Genomic DNA, 18,469 nt, shown 5'->3' on the forward strand with positions numbered 1-18,469 from the left:
AAATAGACATAAATTTAGCTTATAATTTAAATTTTAAATAAATAAGCACAGTTTTAAACAAACTTTGTTTCAAAACTGCACATTTAATAATTTTTATTCTACTGTTACACTTTTTGCAAGATTTCTTGGCATATCTACATCGTTACCTAATCTAATAGAAATTTCCATCGCTAAAAGTTGAGTGATCACCATCATTTCAAAAAATTCGCACATATAATGATTTTGTTCATTGGTTTTTATAAAATCATCACTCAAATCAAATTCTAAAGGTGAAATACTAAGCACGGTAGAATCTCTAGCGATTAATTCTTCGACATTGGATTTTGTTTTTTCATAAAGCATGTTTTTAGGCATTAAAGCAATGGTATAAAGTTTAGAATCAGCTAGTGCTATAGGACCATGCTTCATTTCACCTGCTGGATAGCCTTCAGCGTGCAAATAAGAAAGCTCTTTTAATTTTAAAGCACCCTCTAAAGCCAAAGGATAAAAAACATCACGCCCTATAAAGAAAAATCCATGCCCATCAAGATAACGCTTAGATAGGCGATGAATTTTTTCGTGTAATTTTGCATCCACTTTAACACAATTTGGAGTATGTAACAAAGCTTGAATTTCTGTAGAAGTATCAAAATTTTTCTTTTGTGCAATAAAAATAGCTAACATCCAAAGAGTTAAAATTTGAGTTGCAAAAGCCTTTGTTGAAGCCACACCTTTTTCAATACCTGCACGGGTTAAAAGACTTAAATGCGCCAAACGCACCATATTAGAATTATCGACATTACAAATTGCAAAAGTTTTTGCACCTTGCTCTTTTGCTATTTTTAAAGCCTCTAATGTATCTGCAGTTTCTCCACTTTGAGAAATTACAATAAATAAAGAATTAGGCTTAATCACTGCCTCGCGGTAGCGAAATTCACTTGCAATTTCAACCTTAGCTTTAATTTTTGCTAAACGTTCAAACAAATAAGCACTTGCCATAGCTGCATGATAACTTGTTCCACACGCACATAAAGTAATTTCATCAATATTGCTTAAATTTTCATTTTCAAGCTCATCAAAAACCACCTCATCTCCATTGATGCGTCCCATTAAAACTTCACTCATAACACGACTTTGTTCATAAATTTCTTTTTCCATAAAAAAGCGAAAACCATCTTTTTTAGCAAAAGCTTTATCACCTCGCAATTTTGTAAAAGAATTGATTTTGAGTTTATGATTTTCAAAAATCACCAATTCTTCTTTATTAGCATAGCCTAAACTCAAATCTTCAAGATAAATCACCTCGCTACAAAGTCCGATTAAAGGTGTATCGGCGCTAGCAAAATAAATCTCATTCTCTTCATTTTTTCCCACAATTAAAGGAGCTGCATTTTTAGCAAAAAAGACATGATTGGGATCTTTTTTTGTGATCAAAAGAATCGCAAAAGCTCCACGTAACTCATCAATAGTCTTTTTAAAAGCTTCAAATGCATCTATATCTTTAGCATAAAATTCAAAAAGTTGTACGATCACCTCAGTATCAGTTTGGCTTAAAAAATGAATACCATTTTTTTCTAATTTATCTTTAATTTCTTTATAATTTTCTATAATTCCATTATGAATCACACAAGAGTATTGCCCCAAATGTGGATGTGCATTGATTTCTGTTGGTTTTCCATGTGTTGCCCAGCGCGTATGGCCTATAGCAAATCCATAGCCTTCACTAGAAAAACTACTGCATTTATTAGATAAATTCTCAAGCTTTCCTACAGCTTTAAAAAAACTAAGTTCTTTATCTTTCATCACTGCTAAACCGGCACTGTCATAGCCGCGATATTCAAGTTCTTTAAGTCCATTTATTATGGTTTGTTTTTTTTCATTTTTTCCTATATAGCCTACTATTCCACACATTTTTACTCTCTTGTATTTATAAATTTATTTTAGAAATATTTTAACTTATCTTTTTTAACAATTTATTCCAAAATTAGAATTTTCTTTTTCTTAAAATCATAAATAGAACGCTATTTTATCGAAATTTACTTATAGGTTCAATCTTTTTTTCAGTAAGAATTTATAATGTTTATTTTAAAATTTTAAAAAACAAAAAGCGATTATCAAATGAAAAATTTACTTAAAAAATTAGAAAATGAAGAGAGAATTAACCAAGAAGAAACAAATAAACTTTGGGATCTAGATCTTTTTACTCTAGGCAAATTAGCCCATAAAAGACGTGAGAAACTTCACGGTAAAAAAGTTTATTTTAATATCAATCGTCATATCAATCCAACTAATATCTGTGCAGATACTTGCAAATTTTGCGCCTTTTCAGCTCATCGCAAAAATCCAAATCCTTACATAATGACTCATGAAGAAATTATGAAAATTGTTGATGAAACCGTAACTCGTGGCACAAAAGAAGTGCATATAGTTTCTGCTCATAATAAAGATACAAGTTGGCAATGGTATTTAGAAATTTTTAAAATGATCAAAGAAAAGCATCCTAATATCCACATAAAAGCTATGACAGCAGCCGAAATTGATTTCTTATATAGACGCTTTAATATGAGTTATGAAGAAGTAATTGAAAAGATGATAGAATATGGAGTTGATTCTATGCCTGGTGGTGGAGCTGAAATTTTTGATGAAGAAATTCGTAAAAAAATTTGCCATGGAAAAGTGAGCAGTGAAAACTGGTTAAAAATTCACAAACTATGGCATCAAAAAGGCAAACAAAGTAATGCGACTATGCTTTTTGGACACATAGAAGAAAGAGAACATAGAATCGATCATATGTTTAGACTTAGAAATTTACAAGATGAAACTGGTGGATTTAATGCTTTTATTCCTTTAGTATGGCAAAGAGATAATAGCTTTATACAAACTGATAAAATTATGGATAGCGAAGAGATTTTAAAAACCGTTGCTATTTCTCGTTTAGTGTTTGATAATATCAAAAATATCAAAGCTTATTGGGCAACTATGACTTTAAATTTAGCTATGGTAGCTCAAGAATTTGGCGCTAATGATTTAGATGGAACCATTGAAAAAGAAAGTATTCAAAGCGCTGGAGGAGCAAAATCAGCTAAAGGAACAAGTTTAAAAACTTTCATAGATATGATAAAAACTGCTAATTTAATCCCTGTAGAGCGTGATAGTTTATACAATGAGTTAAAAATTTATTAATTTAGGAGATAAATTTGTTTAAACTTAAGGAGAATAAAACTAATCTTCGTACAGAATTGATTGCTGGATTAACCACCTTTTTAGCTATGGTTTATATCATCCCTGTTAATTCAGCGATTGTGAGTAATACTGGTATGCCTATAGAGGCTTTAATCACAGCAACTGCTTTAGTTACTATTATAGCAACTGCTTTTAATGCTTTTTTCGCTAATACGCCTGTTGCTATGAGTGTTGGTATGGGTTTAAATGCCTATTTTACTTTTGCGGTTTGCGGGGCACAAAAAATTCCTTGGCAAAGTGCTTTAGGAGCAGTTTTTATTTCAAGTATTATTTTTCTTATTCTTTCTTTTACGCATTTTCGTCTTTGGATTATTAGAAATATTCCTAAAGATTTAAGACTGGCAATTTGTGCAGGTATTGGCTGCTTTATCACTTTTTTAGGATTGAGCCAAATAGGTATTATCGTGCACAATAAAGATACTTTAGTAGGAATAGGAAATTTTGGAAGTTCTCATGTGCTTTTTGGAATTTTTACCCTTGCACTTATTATCTTTTTTTGGGCTATAAAACTTAAAGGGGCTTTTATTTTTGGAGTTTTAATCAGCTCAATCATTGCTTGGATTTTTCATATTGATCAAGCACAATTTCCTACTCAACTATTCTCCTTGCCCGCCTTTGATTCTATCAATGGTCTAGGAGCTATCTTTTTAAATTTAGATATTAAAAGCGCTTTAAATATTAGCATGATTCCCATTATACTTACTTTTTTTATTACCCAGCTTTTTGATAGCATTGGAACAATTACTGGTGTAGGAGAAAGAGGGAAAATATTTGATGATGCTAAAAATGGCGAGAAAAAACTTGGAAAAACTTTAATGGCAGATGCTACAGGATCTACTCTTGGTTCTTTGGTTGGGACATCCACTGTAACGGCTTTTGTTGAAAGCACAACCGGAGTGGAAAGTGGTGGTAGAACTGGTCTTACAGCACTTGTCGTGGCTTTGTGTTTTATTTTAACTCTTTTTTTACTCCCGCTTTTTAAAGCTATTCCTGCAAATGCAATTTATCCTGTTCTTATCATGGTTGGAATTTTAATGTTTATGGAAGTTAAAAATATAGATTTTAAAGATGAGGCTATAGCGGTGGGTAGCTTTTTTACCATCATTATGATGCCGCTAACCTATTCTATTACCTCGGGTTTTGCTTTTGGTTTTCTTACTTATCTACTGATTAGAGTTTTTAAACGTCAATGGGATCAAATTAGCTTAGGTATTGTTGTTTTAAGCTTAATTTCTTTAGGTAATTTTTTACTGATTGCACTACAATAAAAAAGGGAAAGAATGTTTTTTTATTCTTATAATTATTTTGAAGAAGACGTTAAATTTTTGGCCACACAAATAAAAAAAGAATTTAATCCTGATGCTCTTATTGCCATTGCTAGAGGTGGTATGACTTTAGGACATTCTTTAGCCGTTGCCCTAGATACTCGCAACCTTTTTAGTCTCAATTCTATACATTATGACGATACTAAAAAACTCGATACTATTGAAATTTTTAATATCCCAGATCTTAAAAATTATAAAAAAATTTTACTCATTGATGATATAGTGGATAGCGGAGAAAGCTTATCTGAAATTAAAAAAAGACTGCAAGAACAATTTCCTCATATAGAATTAAAAATTGCAACGATTTTCTATAAAAAAACAGCTCTTTTAGAACCTGATTTCAAGGTTAAAGAAGCTAAAGAATGGATAGATTTCTTCTGGGATATAAAGATTAATTAATGTTTTTTGGAGTTTTAAATTTTGAAAATTAAAATCGTATTATTGTTATTATTAAGTTATTCTTTTGCTTTGGATCAAAATTTCGAAGATTTTGAGCAAGAATACAAAAATTATCAAATCAATGATCCACTCGCAAGCTACAATAAAGCTATGACTCATTTTAATGTAGCCTTATATACTTATGGATTTCGCCCTATTTTAAAGGGTTATAATGAAATTACACCTCAGTTTTTACGTATAGGGGTAAGGAATTTTTTTGACAATTTATTTTCACCTTTACGTTTTGTTGGGAATGTTTTACAATTGAAATTTGAAAATGCTGGAGAGGAATTTAAAAGATTTACAGCAAATACAATTATGGGCTTTGGCGGCTTAATGGATCCAGCTAGTCAAATGGGCTTAAAAAAACATCCCGCTGATCTTGGAACCATCCTAGGACACTGGGGAGTTGGTGGAGGATTTCACTTGGTGCTACCTGTGTTAGGGTCTAGTAATTTAAGAGATACTTTAACTTTGCCTGCAATTTGGTATGCAGATCCTATAAGCTATATAAATCCTCAATGGGCAAATATAGCAATCAGCGCCTATGGTTTTGGCAATGAACTTAGTTTTAAACTTGATGAAATTGACGAAATTTATTATAATACGCCAAATTTATATCCGTTTTTAAGAGATGCTTATGAACAAAGAAGACAAGAATTAAGTAAATAAGGAAACAAATGAAAAAAATTATTTTATTATTATTTTTTTTAGGAAATATTTGGGCTTTAAATTTAAACGATATCCCAAATACTATGCAAAATAACATTGATAAAAGTTTGAATTTTTTAAAAACTCAAAAAGATAAAACTTTAGTTGCAAATCAAATTTTTAAGCTCTTTGATGATATTATTGATTATAAACTTATGGCAAAACTTAGTCTTTCGAAAAACTATGATAAACTTAGCAAGAAAGAGCAAGAAGAATTTTCAAAAGCTTTTGAACAAAGTCTTAAAAAAAGTTTCACTGATAAATTAAGTCTCTATAAAGATCAAATTTTAAAAGTAAAAAACGGAGAACTTAAAAATGAAAAAAGATATTTTCTTACAACTTCTATTGTGGATGATGGAGAAGAAAAAAATATTATTTTCAAATTTTACAACAATGATAATAATTGGCTAATTTATGATGTTGACGTATTAGGAGTAAGTATTATTCAGACCTATCGCTCCCAATTTGGAGACATTTTATCGAGTGAAGGATTTAAAACTTTATTGCAAAAACTCAAAAGCATCACCATTAAATAAATGCTTTCAAAATTTTTAAAACTGATTATTTCTTACCCAAAAACTACCTTTTTGGGAACTTTTTTTATATGTCTATTTCTTAGTTTTTTTGCTTTTAAAATAAGTGTTGATGCAAGTGCTGAGAGTTTATTACTTGAAGATGATATCGATTTAAAAACTTTTAGAGAAATTTCAAAACATTATAAAAATGATAATTTTTTAATTCTTGCTTTCAAACCTCAAGATGAAAATCTTTTCTCAAAAACAAATTTATCTAAATTGCAAAAACTTCATAATGATTTAGAAAAAGCGCCTTTGGTTGAACGCGTTTTTAGTATTATCAATGCGCCTTTATTGCAAAGCTCTGAAAACACAGATCTTAAAGAGCTTTTAAAAAATATACCCGATATACAAAGCAAAGACATCAATCAAACAAAAGCAAAAAATGAAATTTTAAACAATCCTTTTTATAAAAATAATATTATTTCAAAAAATGGAAAAATCGCAGGAATTGTCATTTATCTAAAAACAGATTATATTTACAATGAACTTATAGAAAAAAGAGATTTAGCTAAAAATGAAAAAGAAAAAAATGCTATTCGTTTAGCGATTAAAAAACATCAAGATCAGCAAAAAATTCTCAATAAACAAAACTTAGATTTTATAAAAAATATCATAAAAAAATACGAAACTAACCAAGATAAACTTTATCTTGGTGGTGTCAGCATGATAGCTGATGATATGATCACTTATATAAAATCCGATCTTTTAATCTATGGAGTTTCTTTAGTTTTTTTATTAGCAATTGCATTGTATTATTTTTTTAAAACTTGGCGTTTTGTCCTTTTGCCTCTTTTTATATGTTTTATCAGTTTGAGTGCAGCAAGTGGAGTATTTGCTCTTTTAAATTTTCAAATCACGGTTATTTCTTCTAACTACGTTGCTCTAGTTTTAATCATAACTTTAAGTGTAGTCATACATTTAATCACTCATTTTATAGAAATCTCTCAAACTTACCCTAATGCAAAAATTCAACGCCTTGTGCTTCAAACCTTACTTGCCAAAGCAAAACCTAGCCTTTATGCTATAGTTACGACTATGATAGGCTTTTTTTCTCTTATATTTTCAAATATAGAGCCTATTATAAAATTAGGCATTATGATGAGCGTGGGCATTGGTTTGGCTTTGATTTTTAGCTATTTATTTTTAGCAAGTATTCTAGTTTTACTCAAGCCAAAGCAGTACCACAAAAAAGAATTTAAATTCAATCTTCTAGAATTTTGTGCAAAAATAAGTCTTGATCCAAAAAAACGTTATATTATTTATAGAATTTCTTGTGCAGCAATTTTAGTATCCTTATTTGGAATTTCTCAGCTAAGGGTTGAAAATTCTTTTGTAAATTATTTTAGAAATAGTAGTGAGATTAAAAAAGGTTTGCTTGTTATTGATAAAAATTTAGGTGGAACCTTGCCTCTAGATGTAATCATACGTTTTAAAAACAATCAAACAAATATCGACTCAAATAACACTTTAGATAGTTTTGAAGATGAATTTGAAAATTTAGAAAAAAAAGATACCTACTGGTTTAATTCTCAAAAAACACGTATTGCTAAAAAAGTTCATGAATTTTTAGAACATCAAAAATTCGTTGGCTCAGTTCTCAGTTTAAATAGTCTTTTAATTTTAGGTAAAAATATCAATCATGGCGAGGATTTAGATGATTTTGCATTAGCATTCTTAAATGAAAATTTACCTCAAAAATTCAAACAAGATCTTATTTCTCCTTTTGTTAATATAAAAAACAATGAATTAAGATTTACAATGCGTATTGTTGATTCTGATCCAAATTTAAGGCGTAATGAATTTTTAATAAAACTTAATGAAAATTTACACAAACTTTTAAAAAATGATGATGTGCAAATACAAATCACAGGCATTATGGTGCTTTACAATAATATGCTTCAAAGTCTTTTTTCTTCGCAATTTGATACACTTATATTTGTTATACTAGCCATTTTTATTCTTTTTATCTTTGTTTTTCGTGATTTAAAATTTTCCATTATAGCTATACTCGTTAATGTCATTCCTTTGAGTGTTGTTTTTGCTTTAATGGGGCTGTGCCAAATTCCTCTTGATATGATGAGTATTACAATAGCTGCTATTGCTATAGGTATTGGAGTTGATGATGCCATTCATTATATCTATCGTTTTAAAGAGGAAATCAAAAACAAAAGTATTGAAGAGACTATAATTAATTCTCATCTTAGCATAGGATCAGCGCTTTATTATACTACTATAAGCATAGTATTGGGATTTAGTATTATGATGAGCAGTAATTTTATTCCTACAATTTATTTTGGAGTTTTAACGGTATTTGTGATGATTTTACTTTTAAGTGGGAGTTTATTTTTACTCCCTAGCTTTTTAATCAGTGTTTATTCTAAGAAAGCCAAGCTTGAAAACCAACATAAACAACATAAATTAAAACAACAATGATCATGTATTTTATAAATTTCTTCATCTTTCTTTTTCCCTTTTAATCATTTCCAAAATAATTAAAGCAAGATCCATGGCTTTAAATCTATGTGAAATTTTATTCTTTTTACTGGATTCAAGTTCAGCTAAAGTTTGTTTATAGCCTTTTGGAATGAAAAGACTATCATAACCAAAACCTTTATCTCCTTTTTCCTTATCGATAACTTTTCCATGCATACTTGCTTGAGTTACATATTCTCCACTTAAAGTTACTAAAGCAATGGCAGCTTTATAATGAGCTTTACTTTCACAAATGTTTAATTCTTTCATTTTAGAAAGTAGTTTTTCCCTATTACTCTTATCATCGCCTTTAGTGCTAAAACGAGCAGAATAAATTCCAGGTTTCCCCCCTAAAGCATCAACGCAAATTCCACTATCATCGCTTAAAACAATGAAATCATTTTTCTGCTCTTGGCTTAAAGCATTAAAAACCGCTCTAGCTTTTATCAAAGCATTTTCTTTAAAGCTTTTACCATTTTCTTCAATTTCAAAAGGCTCAAGAACGTCACCAAAAGAATATAAAGAATAATCTTTTACCATGTCTTTAAATTCTAAAACTTTATGTACGTTATTTGTCGCCAAAAGAATTTTCATACCTATCCCTTTCTTTTTTAGCCATAAAAACTTTGAAAAGTCTAGCATAATTTTTAAAAGCATACAAGAAAAATATCATATAAAATTAAAAATAAGTTAATCTAAATGATAGTAAAATTATCTCAATTTAAAATATTTAGAAAGGTAACAATGTTAAATAATGTTTTAGCTTTATCATTTATAATTGGAACTAGATTTTTTGGGCTTTTCATTGTTTTACCTGTCTTAAGTCTTTATACTTTAAAATTAGAACACGCAAATGAATTTTTAGTAGGTTTTTTGGTAGGAATTTATTCTCTTACGCAAATGATTTTGCAAATGCCTTTTGGAATTTTAAGTGATAAAATAGGTCGTAAAAAAACAATGCTTATAGGACTTTTAGTCTTTATCGTGGGTTCTTTAATCTGTGCCTTTTCTCATGATATTTATATGATGCTATTAGGCAGAATGCTTCAAGGTGCTGGAGCTATTGGCGGTGTCGCTACGGCTATGATTAGCGATTTTATCACGGAAGAAAATCGTGGCAAAGCTATGGCCATTATGGGTTCTTTTATAGGTCTTAGTTTTGCGAGTTCTATGATTATTTCCCCTTTAATGAGTGCAAAATGGGGCCTATCTAGTCTTTTTTATTTGAGTGCAGCTTTATCGGCTTTATGCATTGTTTTACTTTATAGCGTTGTTCCAAAAGAAAATAAAATCACTCATCACAATCAAAAAACACCTTTTTTACATCTTATTAGACAAAAAAATTTAGCCCTGATGAATATTACAAATTGTATGCAAAAAATGCTTATGAGTATAGCGTTTTTAAGCATACCTATTATTTTAGTTAAACACTTAGGTTTTCATGAAAATAAACTTTGGGCTGTTTATACGCCTTCTATGATTGCAGGATTTATTGCTATGGGATTTGCTGGAAGTTTAGGAGAAAAAAAAGGATTAGCTAAACAAATTTTATTACTTGGTGTGGTATTTTTTATTTTTTCTTATATTCTTTTTAGTTTTTCTAATTCTATTAATCTTTTTATTGTTGCTATTGTCATATTTTTTATTGGATTTAATTTGCATGAACCTATTATGCAAAGTTGTGCGTCAAAATTTTGTAAAGTCCATGAAAAAGGCGCAGCATTAGGTCTTTTTAATGCCTTTGGTTATGCAGGAAGTTTTATAGGTGGCTCTATTGGTGGAATATTTTTACATCTTAATCAATTAAATCTTTTAACAACTATCTTAGTTGTTTTAGCTATTTTTTGGCTAATTGGTCTCTTTTTCTTAAAAAATCCATCCGAATTTAAAAATATTTATCTACCTTTAAATACATCTTTAGATTTAAAAGAATTTGGTAAAAATATAGGGGTTTTTGATATTTATAAAAATTCCAAAAATTTAATTATTAAATTTGACAGCAAAATTACAAATGAAGAAAGTTTAAAGGCTAAAATTTAAAATAGAAAAAACTCGCAATTTGATTGAGAATTTTATCTTCTAATGAAGCTTGACAACGCTCTTTATTTGCCAAATACGCTGTTCTAGCGATTAAGCTTGTTCTTTGGGTTTTACCATTTTTAACAATCTCTATATTTAATTGCATGCTATAATAATTCTCAACAAGCCACTCTCTTTGGCTTTCTAAAGGATCAAGATCATAAAAAAAGCTAGCTGAAGTGCTTATCCTTTGTGCATAAGAATGTTTTTTCATATCCACAAGATTGAGATAAATTTTATATGTTGGATTTTGATTGCTTTGCGTAAGTCCTAAATTTTGCAATTTATTGGCTAATTTATACTCTAGCTCACTTTTAATTTTACTTGGATTTTGAAAAAGAATTTCAAAAGTTTCATTAGGATGCGCTTGAAGAAATATGCCTTCATTATTGGTTTGTATAGAGCTTTCAACAAAAGTAGAATTAGCACAGGCACTCATAAAGAATGCCAAAAAGATAAAAATAAAAATTTTCATTTTATGATAGTTGGCGTAGCGCTAAGCCCTAAAGCACGATATTTTTCATAAAGAGAGAATATCTGTTTTAATTCAGCATCACTCACTTTTGGATAATTTTTTATATTTGGATCATAATATTTCTTTAAAATTGCTATTTTTTCATCATCATTTTTAGCTTTTTTAACTTCTTTGTAAATGAGTGCGGATTTTTCAAAAGCTGATTTTCCATGCACTGGAGTTAAAATATAATTGATTTGATAATTTTTAAGCTCATCTTTAATTTGCTCTAATTGCTCTCTACAAAAAGGACATTCTGGGTCAGAGAATACATATATTGCAGGTTTATTTTTATCGCCCATGGTAATGACCATTTTTTCCTTTTGTGCTACAGGTTTGGCATTTTTGGAAAAATGTTCTCTAGCTTCTTGAAATTTCTTCATTTCATATTCTTGAGCATAGGAAGTTCTTGTTTTTATATCAATAATATCAGGAACTATAATATTATCTTTTGTAAAAAGAATTTGATCTTGAGTTTGACCATCAACACTCACACTAACAATTACGCTTTCAAATCCTGTATTTCCAACTTTTTGACGATCTTTCACACTTACAGTAGCATTTGGAAACCGCATTTTGATATTTTTTGAATAAAAATCACTGATTTCACTATTGCTTGCAGCAAATAAAGATGCTGAACAAGCTAAAATTAAGCTTAATTTTCTCATTCATCTTCCTTAAAAATAAAATATAGATTTATTGTATAATGATTTTCTAAATACTTGTTTTTAAAAATCTTTTTTCCTCTTTTTTTTGCACTCTTTTATCTTTGTCTAGATACTCCAAATACGCTATTGCATATTTTCTTGATAGATGAAAAATTTCTTTCATTTTTTGTACATCAAGTTCTGTTGTTTGTAAAATTTTCAAACATTCTTGTATCATTTGATCTAAAGCTTTTTTTTCTACAAAAAGATTATGAGAAAGTCTGATAACTAACTTTTCTTGAGTGAGTTTTTTTAAAATTTCATCGCCGCTTTTTCGATCAAGATCCAAATCTTCATAAAGATTGTAAGGAGCTTGGGGTTTGATGCCTTGTTTTTTTAATATTTCATAGAGCTCGTTATTATTTCTTTGTTTGAGTTTTTCAAAGTCAATCCCTTTTTTAAAATATATTCCATTTTTAAAATCGAGCAAATTTTGCATATTTTTAAGCCCAAATTCACAAAATTCCACACTCGCCCAAGAGATTCTCAAAGATAATGAAGTCGGAGAAAACATAGCATAAGGATTTTTATCTAGTATAAAAATAATCATTTTTTTAAATTCATCCAAAGCTAAAAGATTATAAACATTGAGATTTTTTTCATCTACAAAAACCCCGTTTAAATTTTTTGCCAAATCTAAAGCTTCTTTATGAAGTAATTTAAATCTTTGATAGCTAGAAAGCAAACCAAATCCCATTTTATGAATATCTTTTAAAAAGCTAAAAACCGCTTTAAAGTCTCTATTTTTAAGTAAAAATAATAATTTATTTTTTAGGTCTTTCTTTAAAGGCTCACTTACAGGATTTAAAATTCTACCGCCTCCTACAATACGATTATTTTGAAGTAAGATAAATTTTTCATCAAAACATAAAAAAAGCTGCGTTTTAAAAACAATATGGGCAAAAAATTCATCATTGTCTAATTCTTTTAAAATTGTAAGCTTGCATTCTATACTTTTACTTCCTACGCAAAAAAGCATTTTTTCATTTTTTAATCCTCTTTTGGCTTTGATTAAAACATCGCATTCTAAAAATCCTTTAAAAACACCTTTCTTACTTAAAACAAAACCTTTTTTCAAATCTTTATGATCACAATTTAAACTCAATGCAACACGATTAAAAGCTCTGATTTCTTTGCAATCTTGATCATGATTTTGTATATTTTTAATCAAAAGTTCTTTTTGGTTATCCAAGCAAATAATTTTTTCATTAACACTGATTTTTCCCTCATTTAAACTACCTGTAACAACAGTTCCTATGCCTTTGAGTGAAAAAATTCTATCTATATAATAACGGAAAATCAAATCATTATTTGCATTTTTATCTTTTAAATTTAAAAGATAATCTTTTAAAACATCGATACTAGGTTGATATTTTATAGATGTGTAAAAAACATTTAATGGGGTAAAATTTATTTTTTTTAAAATTTCTTGTCCGCGCTCCTTATAATTTTCGCATAAATCGCATTTGCTAAATACAATAATAATATCTTTAATTTCTAAAATTTCAAGCACTTCTAAATGCTCTATGCTTTGCTCTTTTAAACCTTCGTTAATATCAACAACAAACAAACAAGCACTAAAACCAAATGCTCCGCTAATCATAGTTTTAACTAAATCTTTATGACCTGGAACATCGATAAAAGAAAAGTGTTTATCTTTTAATTTTAAATCCGAAAAACTTAGATTAATCGTAATTTGTCTTTCTTTTTCTTCTTTTAAATTATCTCCATCAAAGCCATTTAAAGCTTTAATTAAAGAAGTTTTTCCATGATCAATATGCCCTGCAGTTCCAATAAGTAAAGAATTCATCAATCTTCCATAGAATTAATCAATTGAATCAAAGTATCCAAATCACTTTCCCTAATCGTTCTAAAATCTAAAACGAAACTATCATTTTCGACGCGACCTATGATATTTTTTTCTCTAAATTTTTCTTGCAATATTAAAGCCTTGCCCTTAAAAGATAAAACTCGACTTTCTAAAGTTCTATCAGGCATAGAGCCACCCCCGACTAAACTCTTGCTATTTTTAATTTCACTTTCAAATTTAATTCTTTGCTGCACCCACAAAGCTTTTTGTTCTATGTGTTTAATATCATCGTTTAAAAGTCTTAAAGTAGTGATTTTATTATAATCTTTTTCAAGATAAACCTTGAGTGTTTCATTAAGCAGTGCCAAAGTGATTTTATCTACTCTTAACATTCTTAAAAGCTGATTTTTTTTAATCTTCTCAATCAAATCTTTTTTTCCCAGTATAATCCCAGCCTGAACAGAACCAAAAAGTTTATCGCCACTAAAACTTAAAATATCACAATTTTTAAGCACTTTTTTAATCATAGGTTCATTTTTCGCCAATTCTTTATTTAAATTTTCACACCATCCAGAACCTAAATCATAATAGGTTAAAATTCCTTTTTCTTTAGCTAATTTATCAAGCTCCACAATGCTTACATCGCTTTGAAAACCTATAAGAGCAAAATTTGATTTGTGTGTTTTTAATAGTAACTTTGTATTTTCATCGATAGCTTCTTCATAGTCTTTTAAATGTGTTTTATTACTTGTTCCAACTTCTTTAAGCTTAACTCCAGCAGCCTTAATCACTTCAGGTACACGAAAACTCCCACCTATTTCGACCAACTCACCTCTAGAGCTAATAATTTCTTTATTAAAACAAAGAGAATTTAAAATCAAAAAAACCGCTGCAGCATTATTATTTACCACCAAAGCATCTTCACACTCAAAAAGCATTTTAAGTTTCTCAAGCACTAAAGCGTAGCGACTTCCTCTTTTGCCATTTTCTAAATCAAATTCAAGATTTACATAATTACAAATTTGATCCTTGCATTGATTAAAAATACTTTCATCAATCACACTTCTACCCAAATTTGTATGGATAATCACACCTGTAGCATTGATCACACTTTGTAAATCTTTACGCAGATATTTTTTAATTTCTGATTTTATTTTTTCTAAAAGAATGCTTTTTTCACAGTTATTCTCACCCAAAGCCTTAAGACTGGCTACGATATTTTTGCAAAAATAAGCCCTTAAATAAAAAGGATACTCTTTTAAAGTTTCATCCTCGATTAAAGTTCCAATTTGTGGGAATTTTTTTATTTTGTCCATCTTAAACCTTAAGAAAATATTTGGTTATTTTAACATAAAATTTAAAAAAATATTTTTTAGAGGAAAAACTTAATGAAAGAATTTGTTTTCATAAAAAACAAAGATTTAATCCCTTTGCCTGATGAAATTGAAATTTGGGAAACGAATAAAGATATAGAAGTTTTAATCTCTAATGATAAAAAACAAAAATCTAGCATCTACGCTCCAGAAATTAATTTTTACCTTAGAAATTCTCAAGATGATGCTTTAGAAAAGGCTAAAAATATTTTAAAACTCTATCAAATTAGAAATCATATTTATGATTTTGGGCTTGATTTTAAAGAAAATAAATCTATTCAAAAACGCATTATTCTTATTGATCTTGAAGAAGAACTTGCTGATTTTTTGAAAAAAAATGATTTTAAAGTCATTGCTTTAAAAAATGAAGAAGTTAAAGGTATTTTTGGGACTATAGGAGAATTATGCGCGATAATATCTGATGAAATAGAAATTGATTTTGATATTTTAATTTTTAATCATCAATGTTTAAGAAAGGATTTTTCAAGACAAAGTGGCTGCTATGATATGCAAAATTTTAAAAACAAAGAAGCTCTGCTTGAATTTTTAAATAGCATTATTCCAAATTACACTTACAAAAATTATTTTTCTTATGATTTAAATATATGTCAATATCATTCAAGGCGTAGTGAGCACTGTGCTAAATGTGTTGAAATTTGCCCTACAACAGCTATTTTAAAAGATGATGAAAATAAAAATCTAATTTTTTCGCAAATAGATTGTTTGGAGTGTGGTTCTTGTATTAGCATTTGCCCTAGTGGGTCGCTTGATAGTACTAATTTACCTAGAAACAGCTTTTTTGAAATTTGCAACTTTTTTAAAAAAAATAAAATTTTACTCATTTCAGAAAAAATTCCTCTAGAAAATTTAAATTTAGAGCTTCCAAAAAATACCTTGCCACTAATCATAAAAGATGGATGGCTTACTCCTATGCATTTTTTAGCTCTTTTGCAAAGTAGTAGTGCTAATATAGTCTTTTTCACTCAAACACTATCTCAAGGAAATCATGAAGCCATAGAACTTTTAAATACTTTTTTTGAGAGAAAATTTAATAAAAAAGCTATTTTTATTGCTAATGAAAAATTAAATACTCATTTAAAGCAACAAGAATTTATAGAAAATTTATATTTTAAATTTCACAATAATACTCTTACCACAAGAGAAAATTTTTCTAAAAGAATGCAAAAGCTTATACAAAATGATGATTTTGGCTCTTTAAAAAGTGGAAATTGGATAAGATATGGAAAAATAGAAATCAATACTCAAACTTGCACTCTTTGTCTTTCTTGCGTTGGAGCTTGCAACGTAGGGGCTTTAATCGCAGATCATAAAGAAAATGCTTTAAAATTTAATGCTTCACTTTGCACTACTTGTGGGTATTGTGAAATGAGCTGTGCTGAAAAAGATACCTTAAAGCTAACAAGAAGTGGGATGGAATTTAATCCTAAGTTTTTTGAATATCAAACGATGGCAAAAGATGAACTTTTTGCATGTATAGAATGTGGAAAAGAATTTGCCACCAAAAAAGCTGTGCAAAAAATAGCAGAACTTATGAAACCTAAATTTAAAGATCAAAATAAAATTAAAACACTTTATTGTTGCGCAGAATGCAAGGCAAAAATAATGATAAAAAGTATGAGTAATTTATAAATATCGACCAAAAGTCGATATTTAATTATTATGCAAAATAAGATCTAATTTGATCTATCCAAGCATCGATTCTTGCCTCTGTTTGATCTTCTTGATTGTCGTTATCTAAAGCAAGACCTACAAATTTATCATTTACAACAGCATCGCTTGCCTCAAAACTATAGCCATCAGTTGAAACCTCTCCAACTAAATTAGCACCTGCATTTTTTAAATTTTCAGCCAATTTTCCCATACCACTACAAAAAGTATCAGAATAGCTTTCACTATCACCCATACCAAAAACAGCTACTGTTTTACCACTAAGGCTAAGTCCTGAAAAATCAAAACCATCCCAATCATCTTGCAAATCTCCACTTCCCCAAGTTGAAGTTCCGCAGATTAGTTTATCATAAGAATTGATTTTAGCTGCATCAATATCTGCGATATTTAATACATCACTGATTCCCAATTTTGAAGCGATCATGTTCGCTGCACCTTCTGTGTTACCCATAGCACTTCCATAAACTACTGCTACTGACATTTATTTCTCCTTATAAGTTGATTTGATATTTTATACGGAACTAATTTTACCATAGTTTTGTTTAAATCATACAAAAAATGTTTTATTTCAATAAAATGTTTAAAATTTTCATTGTGAGGGCAAACAATGTATAATTTTTCAAAATTATTGTTTTCGATAAAAGTTAATATTTTTTGCATTTCATTTTCAATTTCTAAATTACAAATATCGATTTTCTTACAAAGTGCCCAAATAGCAAATTTTTTATTTATCACAATAAGATTTCCTTGCTGATCAATTATTTTATCTGGATTTTGCCTAGAAATTTTATCATACACATAATCACCAAATAAGCTTTGTGTATCGAAATATAATCCATTATGATAAAATTTTAAAATTTGACTTAAATTGCATTTTTTTAAATTTCTTGTTTGGAAAATCAATCTTCTTTCTTGAAATTCATTATATTTAAAAATAGTTTTAATTTTTCCAAATTTTACTTTGGAAATATCTTTTATAAAATTATTAAAGGCTTCTTGAATGCTTTTAGCTTGTTTTCCATAAATAAGAGGAATTTTCATCTCATCTTCTACGCAAGAATTATATTGAATTAAAAAAGTCATTATAAGATCTTTTTTATCTAAGGAACGATAAATTTCAGGAATTATTTCTCTATTTTTTTCAAAACCAAACAACATTAAAATCCTTTAAAATCGCATATTTCTTTATTTAAATTAAAAATTTTACAATACTCGCAATACACACAATTAACACTTCTTTTAGCACAAACTAATGGAATTTTTCTTTTTTTGGCTTCATTTTTAATTTTTCTCATAGTATTGTGATTTAAAAAACTTGTCAGCATAACTATACACTCTGTATCACAAGGAATAGGTTTGCGATTAACTCTATTTTCATTGCGCGCGTCCCAATGTTCAATTTTCTTAGCGCCCAAATCATGCAAAACAGCCTTTATAGGAGTAATTTCATCCGCACCGATAACTAAAACCGACATATATCCTCCTTATATATTTTGATAATTATTATTATAATATGACTTAACTAAATTTATTTTGAAATTTATTATCAAA

The 18,469-nt window shown here is 28.7% G+C and carries 17 protein-coding genes; 8 read left to right on the plus strand and 9 right to left on the minus strand.

The window, feature by feature from the left end:
• Window positions 1–93: 93 nt before the first annotated feature.
• Window positions 94–1,890, minus strand: coding sequence for a glutamine--fructose-6-phosphate transaminase (isomerizing) (gene glmS, locus H2277_RS03540; RefSeq protein WP_337201007.1), 1,797 nt, complete (start codon window positions 1,888–1,890; stop codon window positions 94–96).
• 207 nt (window positions 1,891–2,097) lie between these two features.
• Between glmS and mqnE the strand changes: the two genes are divergently transcribed.
• From mqnE to H2277_RS03570, 6 genes are read left to right on the plus strand one after another with little or no spacing between them, the layout of a single operon-like run.
• The gene (gene mqnE / locus H2277_RS03545) at window positions 2,098–3,162 is read left to right on the plus strand and encodes an aminofutalosine synthase MqnE (protein WP_337201008.1); all 1,065 of its coding nucleotides are present in this window, start codon (window positions 2,098–2,100) and stop codon (window positions 3,160–3,162) included.
• Between the two features lie 8 nt (window positions 3,163–3,170).
• Window positions 3,171–4,490, plus strand: a complete 1,320-nt coding sequence (locus tag H2277_RS03550) for an NCS2 family permease (RefSeq protein WP_337201053.1) — start codon at window positions 3,171–3,173, stop codon at window positions 4,488–4,490.
• A 12-nt stretch (window positions 4,491–4,502) separates the two neighbouring features.
• Window positions 4,503–4,946: a phosphoribosyltransferase gene (locus H2277_RS03555; protein WP_337201009.1), complete on the plus strand. Its 444-nt coding sequence runs from the start codon at window positions 4,503–4,505 to the stop codon at window positions 4,944–4,946.
• A gap of 27 nt (window positions 4,947–4,973) precedes the next feature.
• Entirely contained in the window at window positions 4,974–5,657 is a 684-nt protein-coding gene (locus tag H2277_RS03560) for a VacJ family lipoprotein (protein ID WP_407928555.1), read from the plus strand.
• An 8-nt stretch (window positions 5,658–5,665) separates the two neighbouring features.
• A complete protein-coding gene (locus tag H2277_RS03565) occupies window positions 5,666–6,232 on the plus strand; it encodes an ABC transporter substrate-binding protein (RefSeq protein ID WP_337201011.1) in 567 nt (188 codons plus the stop codon).
• Window positions 6,233–8,707: an MMPL family transporter gene (locus H2277_RS03570; protein ID WP_337201012.1), complete on the plus strand. Its 2,475-nt coding sequence runs from the start codon at window positions 6,233–6,235 to the stop codon at window positions 8,705–8,707.
• A gap of 21 nt (window positions 8,708–8,728) precedes the next feature.
• On the opposite strand, the gene rdgB is transcribed toward H2277_RS03570, so the two are convergent.
• Entirely contained in the window at window positions 8,729–9,340 is a 612-nt protein-coding gene (gene rdgB, locus H2277_RS03575; protein ID WP_337201013.1) for an RdgB/HAM1 family non-canonical purine NTP pyrophosphatase, read from the minus strand.
• A 150-nt stretch (window positions 9,341–9,490) separates the two neighbouring features.
• On the opposite strand from rdgB, the gene H2277_RS03580 reads away from it, so the two are divergent.
• Complete coding sequence (locus tag H2277_RS03580) at window positions 9,491–10,786, plus strand: MFS transporter (RefSeq protein WP_337201014.1); 1,296 nt, start codon at window positions 9,491–9,493, stop codon at window positions 10,784–10,786.
• Here H2277_RS03580 and H2277_RS03585 read toward each other — a convergent pair.
• From H2277_RS03585 to selA, 4 genes are read right to left on the minus strand one after another with little or no spacing between them, the layout of a single operon-like run.
• Window positions 10,776–11,264, minus strand: coding sequence for a hypothetical protein (locus H2277_RS03585; RefSeq protein WP_337201054.1), 489 nt, complete (start codon window positions 11,262–11,264; stop codon window positions 10,776–10,778). The two genes, H2277_RS03580 and H2277_RS03585, sit on opposite strands and share 11 nt — an antisense overlap.
• A 32-nt stretch (window positions 11,265–11,296) precedes the next feature.
• Window positions 11,297–12,007, minus strand: a complete 711-nt coding sequence (locus tag H2277_RS03590; protein WP_337201015.1) for a thioredoxin fold domain-containing protein — start codon at window positions 12,005–12,007, stop codon at window positions 11,297–11,299.
• A 46-nt stretch (window positions 12,008–12,053) separates the two neighbouring features.
• A complete protein-coding gene (selB, locus tag H2277_RS03595; protein ID WP_337201016.1) occupies window positions 12,054–13,856 on the minus strand; it encodes a selenocysteine-specific translation elongation factor in 1,803 nt (600 codons plus the stop codon).
• Window positions 13,856–15,172, minus strand: a complete 1,317-nt coding sequence (selA, locus tag H2277_RS03600; RefSeq protein ID WP_337201017.1) for an L-seryl-tRNA(Sec) selenium transferase — start codon at window positions 15,170–15,172, stop codon at window positions 13,856–13,858. Before selA ends, selB begins: the two co-directional genes overlap by 1 nt.
• Before the next feature lie 72 nt (window positions 15,173–15,244).
• Here selA and H2277_RS03605 point away from each other — a divergent pair, with 72 nt between their 5' ends.
• Window positions 15,245–16,879 carry a 4Fe-4S dicluster domain-containing protein gene (locus H2277_RS03605; RefSeq protein ID WP_337201018.1) on the plus strand — a complete coding sequence of 545 codons (1,635 nt, stop codon included), beginning with the start codon at window positions 15,245–15,247 and terminating at the stop codon, window positions 16,877–16,879.
• 28 nt (window positions 16,880–16,907) lie between these two features.
• Here H2277_RS03605 and H2277_RS03610 read toward each other — a convergent pair whose 3' ends face one another.
• Genes H2277_RS03610 through H2277_RS03620 form a run of 3 tightly spaced genes read right to left on the minus strand, consistent with a single transcriptional unit; the run spans window position 16,908 to window position 18,393 of the window.
• Entirely contained in the window at window positions 16,908–17,399 is a 492-nt protein-coding gene (locus H2277_RS03610) for a flavodoxin (RefSeq protein WP_337201019.1), read from the minus strand.
• The gene (locus H2277_RS03615) at window positions 17,390–18,076 is read right to left on the minus strand and encodes a hypothetical protein (protein ID WP_337201020.1); all 687 of its coding nucleotides are present in this window, start codon (window positions 18,074–18,076) and stop codon (window positions 17,390–17,392) included. Before H2277_RS03615 ends, H2277_RS03610 begins: the two co-directional genes overlap by 10 nt.
• Entirely contained in the window at window positions 18,076–18,393 is a 318-nt protein-coding gene (locus H2277_RS03620; RefSeq protein ID WP_337201021.1) for a DUF2325 domain-containing protein, read from the minus strand. The genes H2277_RS03615 and H2277_RS03620 overlap by 1 nt, the downstream gene beginning before the upstream one ends.
• Between the last annotated feature and the right edge of the window lie 76 nt (window positions 18,394–18,469).

The sequence above is a fragment of the Campylobacter sp. W0014 genome, assembly GCF_020135975.1.
Lineage (GTDB): Bacteria > Campylobacterota > Campylobacteria > Campylobacterales > Campylobacteraceae > Campylobacter_D.

What these genes read in the sequence shown, in the direction of transcription:
- H2277_RS03555 (WP_337201009.1), top strand. Translation starts at nt 4,503, where the DNA reads ATGTTTTTTTATTCTTATAATTATTTTGAAGAAGACGTTAAATTTTTG.
- H2277_RS03590 (WP_337201015.1), bottom strand. Translation starts at nt 12,007, where the DNA reads ATGAGAAAATTAAGCTTAATTTTAGCTTGTTCAGCATCTTTATTTGCT.
- H2277_RS03610 (WP_337201019.1), bottom strand. Translation starts at nt 17,399, where the DNA reads ATGTCAGTAGCAGTAGTTTATGGAAGTGCTATGGGTAACACAGAAGGT.
- H2277_RS03620 (WP_337201021.1), bottom strand. Translation starts at nt 18,393, where the DNA reads ATGTCGGTTTTAGTTATCGGTGCGGATGAAATTACTCCTATAAAGGCT.
- H2277_RS03605 (WP_337201018.1), top strand. Translation starts at nt 15,245, where the DNA reads ATGAAAGAATTTGTTTTCATAAAAAACAAAGATTTAATCCCTTTGCCT.
- H2277_RS03570 (WP_337201012.1), top strand. Translation starts at nt 6,233, where the DNA reads ATGCTTTCAAAATTTTTAAAACTGATTATTTCTTACCCAAAAACTACC.
- mqnE (WP_337201008.1), top strand. Translation starts at nt 2,098, where the DNA reads ATGAAAAATTTACTTAAAAAATTAGAAAATGAAGAGAGAATTAACCAA.
- H2277_RS03580 (WP_337201014.1), top strand. Translation starts at nt 9,491, where the DNA reads ATGTTAAATAATGTTTTAGCTTTATCATTTATAATTGGAACTAGATTT.
- selB (WP_337201016.1), bottom strand. Translation starts at nt 13,856, where the DNA reads ATGAATTCTTTACTTATTGGAACTGCAGGGCATATTGATCATGGAAAA.
- H2277_RS03565 (WP_337201011.1), top strand. Translation starts at nt 5,666, where the DNA reads ATGAAAAAAATTATTTTATTATTATTTTTTTTAGGAAATATTTGGGCT.
- H2277_RS03585 (WP_337201054.1), bottom strand. Translation starts at nt 11,264, where the DNA reads ATGAGTGCCTGTGCTAATTCTACTTTTGTTGAAAGCTCTATACAAACC.
- selA (WP_337201017.1), bottom strand. Translation starts at nt 15,172, where the DNA reads ATGGACAAAATAAAAAAATTCCCACAAATTGGAACTTTAATCGAGGAT.
- rdgB (WP_337201013.1), bottom strand. Translation starts at nt 9,340, where the DNA reads ATGAAAATTCTTTTGGCGACAAATAACGTACATAAAGTTTTAGAATTT.
- glmS (WP_337201007.1), bottom strand. Translation starts at nt 1,890, where the DNA reads ATGTGTGGAATAGTAGGCTATATAGGAAAAAATGAAAAAAAACAAACC.
- H2277_RS03615 (WP_337201020.1), bottom strand. Translation starts at nt 18,076, where the DNA reads ATGTTGTTTGGTTTTGAAAAAAATAGAGAAATAATTCCTGAAATTTAT.